Origin of the sequence: Pseudomonas bananamidigenes (assembly GCF_001679645.1) — a bacterium.
In the GTDB taxonomy this organism is placed as follows: domain Bacteria; phylum Pseudomonadota; class Gammaproteobacteria; order Pseudomonadales; family Pseudomonadaceae; genus Aquipseudomonas; species Aquipseudomonas bananamidigenes.
In genome coordinates, this window is record NZ_LRUN01000051.1 from 36,777 (window position 1) to 50,958 (window position 14,182).

The following is a 14,182-nucleotide window of genomic DNA, read 5'->3' on the forward strand; positions in this document are numbered from 1 at the left end:
GGCTGGGTAACGGCGGGCAGGCACAAGAATAGACGGCAACAAGCCTGGCATCGCCCACCGTGATGCCGCTGGATGGATCAGGCCGGTCTCCGGGCTCATGAGCGGCTCGCGCCTGGCTGCGCGCCTTCCCGCTTTGCAGCAGTGGCATCGAACGCAGCTTTCACTCATTTACCGTTGCGGGGGCAGCGCCGGGATCGTGATGGCTCTTCGCGTGAAGACAATCCTCACCGGCTTCCCTGTTTCACTCTGTCGACAGGGGTCACAGAGCACCTGAAACAAGCCGCGAAGGTTAGAGGGTTGGGGGTGGAGCGTCAAATGAAGAGGGCTCTGCGCGGCAAATAACTGCCGCCGATCAATTATCTGACGCCAATCTTGTGCCACACTGTCAGCAGTGATATCAAAGAGCCATGCTTTTTGACTGCAGAGAGCACATCACAATAACAAGGGAGAGCACCATGCAAGGCATGATCATCAGCAATCCGCGGCTGGAATTCCTGCGCCCGGTGCTGGAACGCTGGTTCGACTGCATCGACCGCTACAACGCCGTGCGCGGCGACAACGACACACCCTACTGGCACGACGAGAAAGCCAACCTCGGCCTGCTGTCCGCCGCCGCCTGGATGGCCGAACTGGTGACCCTGCGCGACACCGCCACACGCAAACAGAATGAAGAAGGCGAACGCAATGCCCGGGCCGACCTGTTCCTGGCCGGCGCCGAAGATCGCGCCTACATCCAGGCGACCCAGCGCTGGCCGCGGGTCAACAGCCTGCACCTGACCCAGGCGCTGGCCGATATCACCAGTGACGCAAAGCGCATCAGCTACGCCAGCGATCTCAAGCTCGGCTGCCTGTTCGTCGCTCCACAGAAAGCCCAGCACAGCGCCAGCCCGGAAGAACTGCAGGACATGGTCGACGACCTGCAAAAGGAACACACCTGCGCCGTCGCCTGGTATTTCCCCTACGCCTACCGCAAATTGCGCAGCGAGGCCGGCAACTATCACCCCGGCATTGCCGTGCTGTTCAAGGAAGCTCGCGGCTGAGGAGTTGAACCATCGGGCTCGCGCTCTTCTCTATGATCAGGAATGCATTCATAGGGAAGATCAGCAATGCGCAAGCCCCACCTCCTTTTCGTCATCGCACTCGCCGGCGGGCTCAGCGCCTGCGGCGAATCCTCCAGCCTGCAAGTCTCGGACGGCACCGGCCCGTCTCCCAAACTGCCCGAACCGAACAAAACCCTGATCCCGACGGTGAACATCGCCCCGGCGATCGGCTGGCCGGCCGGCGCAAAACCGACGCCGGCGGCAGGCACTCAGGTCGCGGCATTTGCCGAGAACCTTGATCACCCGCGCTGGCTATACGTGCTGCCCAATGGCGACGTACTGGTGGCCGAAACCAATGCCCCGCCGAAACCAGAGGACAGCAAAGGCATTCGCGGCTGGGTGATGAAGAAAGTCATGGGCCGCGCCGGCGCCGGCGTACCGAGCCCGAACCGCATCACCCTGCTGCGCGATGCCGATCACGACGGCGTGGCCGAGACGCGTACGGTGTTCCTGCAGAATCTCAATTCGCCGTTCGGGATGACATTGGTCGGCAATGACCTGTACGTGGCCGACACCGACCGCTTGCTGCGTTTTCACTACGAACCCGGCGCCACGGAAATCAAGAGCCAGCCGATCAAGATCGTGGATCTGCCGGGCGGCCCGCTCAACCACCACTGGACCAAAAACGTCATCGCCAGCAAGGACGGCAGCAAGCTTTACGTCACTGTCGGCTCGAACAGCAACGTCGGCGAAAACGGCCTGGATCAGGAAGAAGGCCGCGCCGCAATCTGGGAAGTGGATCGCGCCAGCGGCAATCACCGGATCTTCGCCTCTGGCCTCCGTAACCCCAATGGCCTGGCCTGGGAACCGAAAAGTGGCGCACTGTGGACCGCCGTCAACGAACGGGACGAAATCGGCAGTGATCTGGTGCCGGACTACATCACCTCGGTCAAGGACGGCGGGTTCTATGGCTGGCCCTTCAGCTATTACGGCCAGCACGTCGATGTGCGCGTGAAACCGCAAAACCTGGACCTGGTGGCCAAGGCCATTGCACCGGACTACGCCGTCGGGCCACACACGGCCTCACTGGGCCTGTCCTTCGCCGAGGGCAACACGCTGCCGGCCCAATTCAAGGAAGGTGCGTTCATCGGCCAGCACGGTTCGTGGAACCGCAAACCGCACAGTGGTTACAAGGTGATCTTCGTGCCCTTTGCGGCCGGCAAGCCGAGCGGAACGCCAGTGGATGTTCTGACCGGCTTTCTCGACAAGGACGAGAACGCCATGGGTCGCCCGGTCGGCGTGGCGATCGACCAGCAAGGTGGATTGCTGGTGGCGGACGATGTGGGGAACAAGGTGTGGCGAGTTTCTGCGGCTAAATAGCGTGGCCCTGAAACAAAAAAACCGTGGGAGCCAATGGGCTCCCACGGTTTTTCTTGGTTCGCAGCGTTACGGGTTGTGCGCCAGATGCTCCGGTTGCAAAACGCGCTTGGCGCTCAGATAGGCTTTCTGCCAATAAGCTTTCGACAGGCTGTCCAGCTTCACCGTACCCCCCGTGGCCGGCGCATGAACAAAGCGCCCTTCCCCGACATAAATCCCTGCATGGCTGACCTGAGAGCCGCCGTTGGTGGCAAAGAAGATCAGGTCACCGGTCTGCAGCCCTTCCTTGCCGACATTCGGCGCCTGCATGACGATCATCTCGCGCGTCGAACGCGGCAGGCTGATGCCGGCAGCGTCGCGGTACACGAAACCGATCAGGCCGCTGCAATCGAAACCGGAATCGGGTGTGTTGCCACCCCAGCGATAAGGCGTACCCACCAGTCCGAGCGCACGGAACAGCACGTCTTCGGCAGCGGGAGAAAAGGCCTGGGAGGATCCGAACACAATCGGCGCGCGAACCACAGGGGCTGGCGGCGGAGTACGGCTGGCGCAGGCGCTGAGCAGCGCTGAAAAGAATATCAGGGTGAGGCGGGCCGGCATCGTCATAAGCAGAACATCCTGATCTGGCTGCGGCTTTTACTGCCGATTCGACAGAAAACAAAACCGCCTGCGTCGGGACGCAGGCGGTTTGCCATCAATATAGATCAGGATTCTAGCGGCTACGCGGCAAACTTCAAGTAAGACTTTAACTTCACCTTGTAAAGTTCATGTCTATTACCCCGGAGGTACCGCTTGTCGCCACGAACGTGGCGACAAAGGCGTGATTACTTGCGAGCGGTAACCACGGTTGGAGCGTTCGCCAAAGCGCGCTTGGCTTCGATGAAGGACTTGCTCCAGTAGCTGTCACCCAGACTGTCGATACGGACACCGCCGCTGCGACGACTGCTGGAGTGGATGAACTGGTTGTCGCCCAGGTAGATCCCGGCGTGGCTGACACGACCGCGACGACCATTGGTGGCGAAGAACAGCAGATCACCTGGTTCGAGGTTGCTGCGAGCTACCAGCGGCGCATCCACGTTGATCATTTCGCGAGTGGAACGCGGCAGATTCATGCCAGCCTCTTCGCGGAACAGGTAGCCGATGAAACCGCTGCAATCGAACCCGGCTTCGGAGGTGCCGCCAAAACGGTAACGGGTGCCGATCAGGGACATGCCGCGTTCAAGAATACTGTCGGCCAGAACCGGAAGCTGGTAAGGCTTCTTGCCGTTGAAGGCAGCCAGTTCCTTTTCGGTGTCCAGCTCTTCCTGGTAAATGACGGAAGACTGGGCGGTAGCAGAATTTTTAACCTGTTGTTGCTGCTCTTGATTGACAGGTGAATGAGCAGCGCAACCGAACAACAGGGTGACGAGTGCGAGAGGCACGAGGGGTGCGAAGCGCTTTAGCATGGGCACGACCGTGGCTGTTAGTTGTAAAGAAGTCGAGACTATGCCCGCTATCAGCCTCATTTGCAAATTCAATCGATCTTTTTGTGACTTCCCGGTTCCTCGTTTACATCTAAGCGCTTAAGCCTGTTTGAATCGAGACGCGGCCTGCGCAATGCACAGGAAAGCGGATTTTCTGGCGCCTGAAATTTGCCAAAACTCGCTGAAAGCCCCGGTTTTACCAGCCCAGGGTTTCTTTGAGGAAGGGAATGGTCAGCTTGCGCTGAGCCTGCAAGGAGGCCTGATCGAGTTGCTCGAGCAGGTCAAAAAGCGCGCTCATGCTGCGGGTGCCGCGAGTCAAAATAAAATGCCCCACTTCATCGGTCAGGTGCAGACCGCGACGGGATGCGCGCAATTGAAGGGCGCGCAATTTGTCTTCATCGGAGAGAGGACGCATCTGGAAAATCAGCGCCAGGGTCAGCCGTGATTTCAGGTCCGCCAACTTTACCGGCAGCTCCCGAGGCGAGGTAGAAGCGGCAATCAACAACCGCCGACCGCTGTCACGCAGGCGATTGAACAGATGGAACATCGCCTCTTCCCAATCGGGTTTGCCGGCAATCACCTGCAAGTCATCCAGGCAGACCAGTTCGTATTGTTCCAGGTTGTCGAGAATTTCGATGCCGCGATCCAGCAATTCGGCCAGTGGCAGATACACCGCCGGCTCGCCCATCTGTTCGAAACGCAGGCAAGCGGCCTGCAACAGATGCGTACGCCCTACCCCGTGCTTGCCCCACAGATAGATCAGACTTTCGGTCCAGCCGGCGTCGGCTTCGCAAAGGCGCTCGACATAGCCGAGTGCAGCGGCGTTGGCGCCTGGGTAGTAATTGATGAAGGTGGCGTCGTCACGCAGACGCACACCTAGGGGCAGCTGAATCGGTTTCATGCTGACTGAACAGTTCTCAAGGAACCGTTAGTGGCCTCTGTGTAAAGTGTGCGAAGTTTATACCCGTGAAGCGGAGCGCACAATGCGACAGACTCCAAGCAAAATCAAAGGTTTGCGTTAACACACTGGTTTCATGACAGTTTCTTTGGCACCTGCGCGCCGGCATCGTCTGCACGGGACGGGCCAACCCGCTGATCCACCGGGCGGCCCTGCCCCATTACAGCTTCGGATCATCCACTCCGCTATACATATCGGAATCCTTGTACAGATCATGGACGTGACGCACCAGCACCATGATTACCGCCGCCACCGGCAACGCCAGCAACACACCGGTAAAACCGAACAGTTCTCCACCCGCCAGGATCGCGAAAATCACCGCCACCGGATGCAGACCGATTCGATCGCCGACCAGCAACGGCGTCAGCACCATTCCCTCCAGAGCCTGACCGACCATGAACACCGCCACGATCCCTAGCATCGGGTACAGGTCGCCACCGAACTGGAACAACCCGGCAATCAGCGCCGCGCCAATACCGATCACGAAACCCATATAAGGCACGATGGCCGCCAGTCCGGCGATCAGACCAATCAACAGGCCCAGCTCCAGGCCGACAATCATCAGCCCCGCCGCATAGATCACGCCCAACGCCAACATCACCAGCAACTGCCCGCGCACGAAAGCGCCGAGCACTTCGTGACACTCGCCAGCCAGCGCCACCACGCGCTCTTCGCGGTCCCGCGGCAACAGGCTGCGGATCTTGGCCATCATCACGTCCCAGTCGCGCAGCAAATAGAAGCTCACCACCGGAATCAGCACCAGATTCGCCAGCCAGCCGATCAACGCAAGACTTGAAGCCGTGGCCTGACTCAGCACCACCCCGACGATGTCGGTGGTCTGCCCCATGTGTTCGCTGATCGCCGCCTTGACCTTGTCGAATTTCCAGAAACCATCCGACAACCCCAGCTTCGACTGCGCCCAAGGCAATGCCGTGTGCTGCAGCCAGTCGAGCATCTGTGGCGCCAGCTCATACAGACGCAGCAACTGCTTGGCGAGCATCGGCACCAGCACCAGCAACAGCGCGGTGACAATCAAGGTGAACAAGGCAAACACCGCAATCACGCCCCAGGTACGGGACAGACCCAGGCGCTCCAGCCGATCCACCAGCGGGTCGAACAGATACGCGAGCAACAGCGCCACCAGAAACGGCATGAGGATCGGATGCAGCAACCAGACAAACGTGCAAAGCAGGAGCACCCCACCGAGCCAGAACCAACGCCGCGTATCGGCCATGTAACACTCCATTGCTTATATATAAGAAAGACTTACCAGCGAAACCGCAGCGACGGCGCCGTCGGCGCCGGGGCCGCAGCAGGTGCTGCACCCGCCACCCCGGACTGAGGTGTCACAGGAGCCGGTGTTTCGGCCGGCAACTCCTGTAACCTCGCCAGCGACAACTGCGCCCGCAACTGATCGGCACTGCCATTGACCCGATAGACGATACGATCGGCATCGGCGCTTTCAAGACGTACGCCAAACGGCTCGAGCATCCGAAGCAAGGTCGCGTAATGTTCCAGGTTCATGCCCTGCACTTCCAGGGTCTGCTGCCCCGCGGCACCCGGCCTGGCAACAAAACGCGGCGCCAGGCGTTCGGCCACCGCCAGCATCACCGCATCGGCAACCGCAGCCTGATCGGCGCCCTGTACGCTTCCCGCTTCTTTTTGATCCCCCAGCCACAAATGCCACTTGGCCTGCCACTGACCACCTTCTTCACGAGCATGCACGGCGAGCAGCGCATCCGCGCCATAGCGCTCGGAAGCCGCATGCAACGGCGCTGAATCATTGCCTTCCAGAGTCGGCGCTGTGGCCACCAGTTGCTCGCTCAAATCCGCCAGCGGCAGGCGTAATGGCAACCCGCGATGCTGGGCCGCTCGACGCAGCGGCGCGGCACTGGCCTGACCATCCCCCACCAGGCTCGAACCTTCAGTGGAATCGTTCAGCCACCAGCTCAGAATCGACGGACGACTGGCACCCCACAGCGACAACCCGGCACGGCGCAGCGCCTGCTCGGTGGTCGCCGGGTCGAAGTCGACCTTCAACACTTCCGGCGGTCCGGCATCGAAACCGAACTGACTGATGATCTGCTGCGGATCCTTGCGGATCGGCGCAAGACCGGGATTCTGCGGCGCCTTCGGGTCGCCCGTCAGACGCAGCACCAGGGTATCCAGCGCCGCCTGCGTGGCGCGATCACGCTCTTGCGGCGACTGGCCGCTGACCGGCTCGCGCACCTGATAAAGACCTTTGAGGTTTTCCGCCTGGCTCGCCAGGCTGACCAGAGACAAGCAGCCCACAAACAGCAATTTACACAAACGCATGGAGAATTCCCGTCGACAAAGGCGGCTGGAACAGGCCGCAAGAACCGGATTGAGCAAGCCTGTGACCACTGGCCGTTGCAAAACATTCACACCCAGGCGCCAAGTTTTTGCACAGCCCTAACGATAGACGCTTCCTTATACAGGCACCCGCGATGTCGTCCACAGCTTCAATTGCAAAATTTTTCGGCCGATATGCCCCTGCCCGTCGGCGCGAGGATGGCCGCTGCCCCTCAAGCCTGATAAAATCGCGCGCCTTCGCAGACCGGCAGCAGCCGGGCACACCGAAATTCGCGTGAGGCAATCGCCCCGCCGCTTTCAGTGTTCCCGCTGAACTCGGTCGTTACCCCTGAATCCCCTCCCCTAAAGGCCTGGATCATGAGCAAGCAACCCTCCCTGAGCTACAAGGACGCCGGTGTAGACATCGACGCCGGTGAAGCATTGGTCGAACGCATCAAGAGCGTCGCCAAGCGCACTGCGCGCCCTGAAGTCATGGGCGGCCTGGGCGGTTTCGGCGCCCTCTGCGAAATCCCGGCCGGCTACAAACAGCCTGTGCTGGTTTCCGGCACCGACGGCGTCGGCACCAAGCTGCGCCTGGCGCTGAACCTGAACAAGCACGACAGCATCGGCCAGGACCTGGTCGCCATGTGCGTCAACGATCTGGTGGTGTGCGGTGCCGAGCCGCTGTTCTTCCTCGACTACTACGCCACCGGCAAGCTGAACGTCGATGTCGCCGCCACCGTCGTCACCGGCATCGGTGCAGGCTGCGAACTGGCTGGCTGCTCGCTGGTCGGCGGCGAAACCGCTGAAATGCCTGGCATGTACGAAGGCGAAGACTACGACCTGGCCGGCTTCTGCGTCGGCGTCGTGGAAAAGGCTGACATCATCGACGGCTCCAAAGTCGCCACCGGTGACGCCCTGATTGCCCTGCCATCGTCCGGCCCGCACTCCAACGGCTACTCGCTGATCCGCAAGATCATCGAAGTGTCCGGCGCCGACATCGAAACCGTTCAGCTCGACGGCAAGCCGCTGACCGAGCTGCTGATGGCCCCGACCCGCATCTACGTGAAGCCGCTGCTCAAGCTGATCAAGGACACCGGCGCCGTCAAGGCCATGGCCCACATCACCGGTGGCGGCCTGCTGGACAACATCCCGCGCGTCCTGCCAAAAGGCGCACAAGCGGTGGTTGACGTGGCCAGCTGGACCCGCCCGGCCGTCTTCGACTGGCTGCAGGAGAAAGGCAACGTCGACGAGACCGAAATGCACCGCGTACTGAACTGCGGCGTGGGCATGGTGATCTGCGTGGCTCAGGAGCACGTTGAAACTGCCCTGAACACCCTGCGCGAAGCCGGCGAACAGCCTTGGGTCATCGGCCAGATCGGTGTCGCCGCCGAAGGCGCTGCCCAGGTCGAGCTGAAAAACCTCAAGGCTCACTGATGCCTAATACCTGTGATGTCGTGGTGCTGCTGTCCGGCACCGGCAGTAACTTGCAGGCCCTGATCGACAGCACGCGGACCGGCGACAGCCCGGTTCGCATCGCTGCGGTGATTTCCAACCGCGCTGACGCCTACGGCCTGCAGCGCGCCCGTGACGCGGGTATTGCTACCCGCTCTCTGGATCACAAGGGTTTTGAAGGTCGCGAGGCCTTCGATGCCGCCCTGATCGAACTGATCGACGAATTCAATCCGAAACTCGTGGTACTGGCCGGTTTCATGCGCATTCTCAGCGCCGACTTCGTCCGGCACTATCAGGGTCGCCTGCTCAACATCCATCCGTCGCTGCTGCCCAAATACAAAGGGTTACACACTCATCAGCGCGCGCTGGAGGCCGGCGACGCCGAGCACGGCTGTTCCGTGCATTTCGTCACCGAGGAACTCGATGGCGGACCACTGGTCGTACAGGCAGTAATACCGGTAGAGTTGCACGATTCGCCGCAGAGTCTGGCGCAGCGGGTTCACGTTCAGGAACACCTGATCTACCCGATGGCCGTACGCTGGTTTGCCGAAGGACGGCTTACCCTCGGCGAACAAGGTGCTTTACTGGATGGCCAGTTACTCGGGGCCAGCGGTCACTTGATTCGAAACTAGGAGATTTTATGCGTCGCGCCCTGCTCTTCGCTTGCGCTCTGCTCGCCCTGCCTTTCGCCCAGGCGGCAGACCTTCAACCGTTCTCCGCCAGCTACACCGCCGACTGGAAACAGCTGCCCATGAGCGGCACCGCCGAACGCAGCCTGACCAAGGAAGCCAACGGCGTCTGGAAGCTCAGCTTCAAGGCTTCGATGATGATCGCCAGCCTGTCCGAGGAAAGTACCCTCACCCTGGACAAGGACACACTGCTTCCTCAGTCCTACCACTTCGAACGCGGCGGTCTGGGTAAAGCGAAGAAAGCCGATCTGGACTTCGACTGGAACAACAAACTCGTCACCGGCACCGACCGTGGCGATGCGGTCAAAGTCCCGCTGAATCGTGGCATGGTCGACAAATCGACTTACCAGCTGGCACTGCAGCATGACGTCGCCTCCGGCAAGAAGACCATGAGCTACCAGGTGGTCGATGGCAGCGACGTCGATACCTATGACTTCCGCGTCCTGGGTACCGAGAAGGTCGAGACCAAGGCCGGCAGGATCGACGCCGTGAAGGTCGAGCGCGTGCGTGATCCGACACAAAGCAAGCGCACCACCGTCATGTGGTTCGCCAAGGACTGGGATTACCTGCTGGTTCGCCTGCAACAGGTCGAGACCGACGGCAAGGAGTACAACATCATGCTCCAGGACGGCACGGTCAACGGCAAGACGGTCAAAGGCAGCTGACCCACTGAAAAGCCCCGCAAACGCGGGGCTTTTTTTCGCCTGTCGTTCGCTGATCAGACGGAGAACTTCGCCACCATGTTGTTCAGATCCACCGCCAGTCGCGACAACTCCTGACTCGCGGCGCTGGTCTGGTTGGCCCCGGCAGAGGTCTGCATCGCCAGATCGCGGATGTTCATCAGATTACGATCCACCTCCCGCGCTACGGCAGCCTGCTCTTCCGAAGCGCTGGCGATCACCAGATTGCGTTCGTTGATCAAGGTAAACGCCGAGGCAATTTCTTCCAGCGCCATGCCGGCAGCCTTCGCCAGCTCAAGGGTCGAGCGCGCGCGAACATTGCTTTGCTGCATCGAACTGACCGCCGAATCGGTGCCCTGCTGGATGCCACCGATCATCTGTTCGATTTCCTGAGTCGATTGCTGGGTGCGATGGGCCAATGCCCGGACTTCATCGGCCACCACCGCGAAGCCACGTCCGGCATCGCCCGCACGGGCCGCCTCGATGGCAGCGTTCAACGCCAGAAGATTGGTCTGCTCGGCAATCGAGCGGATCACCTCCAGCACTTTGCTGATGCTGTAGACCTTCTGCGCCAGATCCTCCACCTGCGCGGCGTTGGCGGTGACATCATCCGCCAGCAACTCAATGGACGATACGGTCTGCTGCACTTGCTCCCGGCCATGCTGGGCGATGCGGTCCGACTCACGCGATGCCTCGGAAGTCGCCACGGCATTGCTGGCGACCTCCTCCACTGCAGCGGTCATCTGATTCACCGCCGTGGCAGCCTGCTCGATCTCCAGGCTCTGCTGATGCAATCCGCGGGTGGCATCTTCGGTGACGCAGCTCAGTTCTTCCGAGGCCGAGCCAACTGACTGGAAGACTCTGAGATCTGCCGGATGGTGTCGCGCAAATTGTGCTGCATGCTTTTCAACGCATGCAGCAGACGGGCCGGTTCATCCTTGCCGGTGACGCTGATATCACCGGTCAGATCGCCGCCGGCCACCACTTCAGCCACCCCCAGCGACTGCGAGAGCGGCACCACGATACTGCGGGTCAGCAACAACGCCAGGCCGATAGTGATCAGCGCCGTGATGCCGATCATCACCCCGACCCAGACCCGTGAATTGATGAACACCAGTCGCGCCGCCTCGGTGGCGAGGTTGGCGTTGTGCTTGTTCAGTTCCACCAGCTCTTTGAGGGTGACAGCGATTTCATCGGCCAACGGGTTCATCTGAGTATTGAGAATGGTCGCCGCTTCTTCCACCTTCCCCTGGGCGGACAACGTCATCACCTGCGCCTGCAATTCCAGATACTTGTGCTCGGCGACCTTGAAGCGATCGAACAACGTTCGCTCTTCGGGCAGCACGATCAAGATGTCGTAGCGTTGCTGAGCCTCGCTCAACACCCCGCGCAGCTCATTGAGCTTGGCGACATTCTGATCCAGCGCCTGCGGATCGCGATTGAGCAACAGACGCATGGTCAGCGCACGCAGACGCAGCATGTCCTGACTCATTTCGCCCACGGCCATCACGCTGGGCAGCCAGTTCTTGTCGACCTCATCGGACTGCGCCCGCATGTTCGACATCTGCAACAGGGCGAACGCTCCGAGGGCAAACACCATCAACGCCAACAGGCCGAAGCCCAACCCGGCACGGGGGGCAATATTGAGACTGCGGATACTCATTGCTCTGGTTCCTTCCAAAAGCGCTGCATCAACCCTGCAGCTGGCTGCTTTAGAAGGTATCGGCCCGGCGAAAATTTGCGTAAGACGAAAAGGTGATATCAAAAGGCCTTGATACTTCGAACCTTCGGCATTAACGATTCAGCGATGGTTTGCCGGACTTGAGCGCCGTTCGCAGCACGATCAACGGGAAGATTGCAAAACGCTGAAGCACCCTGCAGGCAATACACAGGTACAAGAATTCTTCGACATTGCGGCATAACCTGACGCCCTGCCTAACGCCGGCAAGAAAGTGGAACGCGCCCCTGCGGGAATGCTCTATACCTGCAGGGTCTTATTTGATCGAATGACATTTCCTACCGTTTGCGAGGTTCACATGACCGTTACCGTCAATACCGTGTCCGCCGAAGGTTTCCGTCACACCGTGCAGATCGATGAGCACGAACTGTTTACCGATGTCCCGACCACAGCGGGCGGCGAAGGCTCCGCACCTGAACCCCACGATTATTTCGACGCCGCCCTCGGCGCATGCAAGGCCCTGACCCTGAAGCTGTACGCGAAGAAGAAAGACATCCCGCTCACAGGCGTCGGTGTAGAGGTCAAGCGCGACAACAGTCAGGAACAGAAAGGCAAATACGCCCTGCACGTCACCCTGACACTCAAAGGCGTGCTCACCGATGCCCAGCGTGAAGAGTTGCTGCGGGTTGCTGATCGCTGCCCGATTCACAAACTGATGACCACCAGCGAAGTCACCATCGAAACTCACGCTCCACAAGGCTTCGACAGCCAGTAATCACCACGATGACATTGGCGGGTTATGCTTCGCGCATCACCCGCCCAGCCTGGAACGCACCATGGACACCCAACCTCTGATCATCCGCCCGCGCGCCGAAGACGTCGAAGGGCAGCCGATCCTGCGCCCGCTGCCGTCAGCCAAATGCCGCAGCGTCGGGCCTTTCGTGTTTTTCGATCACATGCTTGAAACGGTTTATCCCACAGGCAAAGGGATGAACATCCGACAGCATCCGCACATCGGTCTGTCGACCTTGACCTATCTGTTCGAAGGACAGATCCAGCACAAGGACAGCCTGGGGTCGGATCAGGTGGTCAACGCCGGTGATGTCAGCTGGATGACCGCCGGCACGGCAATCGCTCACGTCGAGCGCACGCCCGGACCACTGTGGGAACAAGATTTCACAATGCACGGGCTGCAAATCTGGCTCGCTTCGCCCAAGGAGCACGAACGGGGCCCTGGCCATTACAGCCATCACCCGGCATCGACATTGCCGGTCAGCGATAACCTCGGCGTACAGATCCGCATGATCGCCGGGTCAGGCTTTTGCCTGGAATCGCCGGTGCCAGTGCTTTCTCCGACGCTGTACGCCGAACTGAAGATGCAAACGGCGACCACACTGCTCATCCCGAACGAACATGAAGAGCGGGCTCTGTATGTGCTGAGCGGTGATGTGCAGTTGAATGGGGAAAACGTGGAACCCCACGATCTGGTGGTGTTACCGGCCGGAGAAGAAATGAGTCTGTTCGCCGAGAGCGACAGTCATGCCGTGCTGTTCGGCGGCGCGCCGCTGGATGGGCCCCGGCGGATCAACTGGAATTTCGTCGCGAGCGATCCGGCGGCCATCGATGAGGCCCGGCGCAAATGGGCGGCCGGGGATTGGCCGACGGTGCCGGGGGAAGTCGAGCGGATCGAACTGCCGAAATCCCGCAGCGAGCCGACACCGTTGTAAACGAACACTCCCACGCCAGGCGTGGGAGTGCTTTCAACCGAATCAGCCCTTGAACACTTCCTCCAGCAAGTCATGCATCGACTTGAACGCCCGCGCAGCGTCTTCGCGTCATACATCATCTTGCCCGGAACATTGGCGTGCGGGTCAGTGAACGAATGCACCGCGCCGCCGTAGCTCAGCAACTGCCAGTCCACACCAGCCGCATTCATTTCCTCCTCGAATGCCGGCAGTTGCTCTTTCGGCACCAGAGGATCGGAAGCGCCGTGCAGCACCAGCACCGAGCCCTTGATGTTCTTCGCGTCCGCCGGGTTCGGCGAATCCAGCGTACCGTGGAACGACACAGCGGCCTTCACCGCCGCACCGGTACGGGCCAGATCCAGCGCACAGCAGCCGCCGAAGCAGAAGCCGAACACCGCCAGTTTCGAGGTATCGACTGCCGCTTCACCCTGCTTCTGCAACTGTTCGAAGGCTGCCTGCATACGCTTGCGAAGCAGCGCGCGGTCATTCTTCAGTGGCATCATCGCCGCGCCAGCCTGATCGGCATTCTGCGGACGCACGGCTTGTCCGTACACGTCGGCGATCAGCACGACATAACCCTTGGCCGCCACGGACCTGGCGATTTCTTCCGCGCCAGCGCTGACCCCCATCCAGTTCGGTGCCATCAGCAGGCCCGGGCGCGCCCCTTTGTGCTCGGCGTCGAACGCCAGGCGCCCTTCATAAGGCTGGCCGTCAATCTGATAGACCACGGAACGTACAGTGACTTGGCTCATTTCTGACTCCTGATGGATTGAATCCCAGAATG

General features: G+C 60.5%; 14 protein-coding genes, 1 pseudogene and 1 riboswitch. Of the genes and pseudogenes, 7 read left to right on the forward strand and 8 right to left on the reverse strand.

What is annotated here, in order from left to right:
* Positions 1 to 63: 63 nt before the first annotated feature.
* Positions 64 to 289, reverse strand: a riboswitch (cobalamin riboswitch).
* A gap of 166 nt (positions 290 to 455) precedes the next feature.
* Both BBF94_RS18585 and BBF94_RS18590 read left to right on the forward strand, forming a co-directional pair.
* A complete protein-coding gene (locus BBF94_RS18585) occupies positions 456 to 1,040 on the forward strand; it encodes a hypothetical protein (protein ID WP_065260444.1) in 585 nt (194 codons plus the stop codon).
* A gap of 66 nt (positions 1,041 to 1,106) precedes the next feature.
* Positions 1,107 to 2,420: a PQQ-dependent sugar dehydrogenase gene (locus tag BBF94_RS18590; RefSeq protein ID WP_065260445.1), complete on the forward strand. Its 1,314-nt coding sequence runs from the start codon at positions 1,107 to 1,109 to the stop codon at positions 2,418 to 2,420.
* Between the two features lie 66 nt (positions 2,421 to 2,486).
* Here the strand turns inward: BBF94_RS18590 and BBF94_RS18595 are convergent, their stop codons facing one another.
* From BBF94_RS18595 to BBF94_RS18615, 5 genes are all read right to left on the reverse strand, one after another.
* On the reverse strand, positions 2,487 to 3,023 hold the full coding sequence (locus BBF94_RS18595) for a C40 family peptidase (RefSeq protein ID WP_065260446.1): 537 nt from the start codon (positions 3,021 to 3,023) through the stop codon (positions 2,487 to 2,489).
* Between the two features lie 218 nt (positions 3,024 to 3,241).
* Positions 3,242 to 3,862 (reverse strand): C40 family peptidase, encoded by a 621-nt coding sequence (locus BBF94_RS18600; RefSeq protein ID WP_065260447.1) that lies wholly within the window; start codon positions 3,860 to 3,862, stop codon positions 3,242 to 3,244.
* Between the two features lie 214 nt (positions 3,863 to 4,076).
* Entirely contained in the window at positions 4,077 to 4,781 is a 705-nt protein-coding gene (gene hda, locus BBF94_RS18605) for a DnaA regulatory inactivator Hda (protein WP_065260448.1), read from the reverse strand.
* A 217-nt stretch (positions 4,782 to 4,998) separates the two neighbouring features.
* Positions 4,999 to 6,072, reverse strand: coding sequence for an AI-2E family transporter (locus BBF94_RS18610; RefSeq protein WP_065260449.1), 1,074 nt, complete (start codon positions 6,070 to 6,072; stop codon positions 4,999 to 5,001).
* A gap of 32 nt (positions 6,073 to 6,104) precedes the next feature.
* Positions 6,105 to 7,154, reverse strand: coding sequence for a DUF2066 domain-containing protein (locus BBF94_RS18615; protein WP_065260450.1), 1,050 nt, complete (start codon positions 7,152 to 7,154; stop codon positions 6,105 to 6,107).
* 375 nt (positions 7,155 to 7,529) lie between these two features.
* Between BBF94_RS18615 and purM the strand changes: the two genes are divergently transcribed.
* From purM to BBF94_RS18630, 3 genes are read left to right on the forward strand one after another with little or no spacing between them, the layout of a single operon-like run.
* Positions 7,530 to 8,588 carry a phosphoribosylformylglycinamidine cyclo-ligase gene (gene purM, locus BBF94_RS18620; protein WP_065260451.1) on the forward strand — a complete coding sequence of 353 codons (1,059 nt, stop codon included), beginning with the start codon at positions 7,530 to 7,532 and terminating at the stop codon, positions 8,586 to 8,588.
* Positions 8,588 to 9,238, forward strand: a complete 651-nt coding sequence (gene purN / locus BBF94_RS18625) for a phosphoribosylglycinamide formyltransferase (RefSeq protein WP_065260452.1) — start codon at positions 8,588 to 8,590, stop codon at positions 9,236 to 9,238. The genes purM and purN overlap by 1 nt, the downstream gene beginning before the upstream one ends.
* A gap of 8 nt (positions 9,239 to 9,246) precedes the next feature.
* Positions 9,247 to 9,960 carry a DUF3108 domain-containing protein gene (locus BBF94_RS18630; RefSeq protein WP_065260453.1) on the forward strand — a complete coding sequence of 238 codons (714 nt, stop codon included), beginning with the start codon at positions 9,247 to 9,249 and terminating at the stop codon, positions 9,958 to 9,960.
* Positions 9,961 to 10,013: 53 nt separating this feature from the next.
* Here the strand turns inward: BBF94_RS18630 and BBF94_RS28460 are convergent, their stop codons facing one another.
* On the reverse strand, positions 10,014 to 10,718 hold the full coding sequence (locus tag BBF94_RS28460; protein WP_404820957.1) for a methyl-accepting chemotaxis protein: 705 nt from the start codon (positions 10,716 to 10,718) through the stop codon (positions 10,014 to 10,016).
* Between the two features lie 80 nt (positions 10,719 to 10,798).
* Positions 10,799 to 11,638 carry an MCP four helix bundle domain-containing protein gene (locus BBF94_RS28465; protein ID WP_404820958.1) on the reverse strand — a complete coding sequence of 280 codons (840 nt, stop codon included), beginning with the start codon at positions 11,636 to 11,638 and terminating at the stop codon, positions 10,799 to 10,801.
* A 373-nt stretch (positions 11,639 to 12,011) separates the two neighbouring features.
* Here BBF94_RS28465 and BBF94_RS18640 point away from each other — a divergent pair, with 373 nt between their 5' ends.
* Together BBF94_RS18640 and BBF94_RS18645 are read left to right on the forward strand one after the other, a co-directional pair.
* Positions 12,012 to 12,428 (forward strand): OsmC family protein, encoded by a 417-nt coding sequence (locus BBF94_RS18640; RefSeq protein ID WP_065260454.1) that lies wholly within the window; start codon positions 12,012 to 12,014, stop codon positions 12,426 to 12,428.
* 61 nt (positions 12,429 to 12,489) lie between these two features.
* Positions 12,490 to 13,380, forward strand: coding sequence for a pirin family protein (locus tag BBF94_RS18645; protein ID WP_065260455.1), 891 nt, complete (start codon positions 12,490 to 12,492; stop codon positions 13,378 to 13,380).
* A gap of 42 nt (positions 13,381 to 13,422) precedes the next feature.
* Here BBF94_RS18645 and BBF94_RS27275 read toward each other — a convergent pair.
* Positions 13,423 to 14,150: pseudogene (locus BBF94_RS27275) on the reverse strand (dienelactone hydrolase family protein).
* Between the last annotated feature and the right edge of the window lie 32 nt (positions 14,151 to 14,182).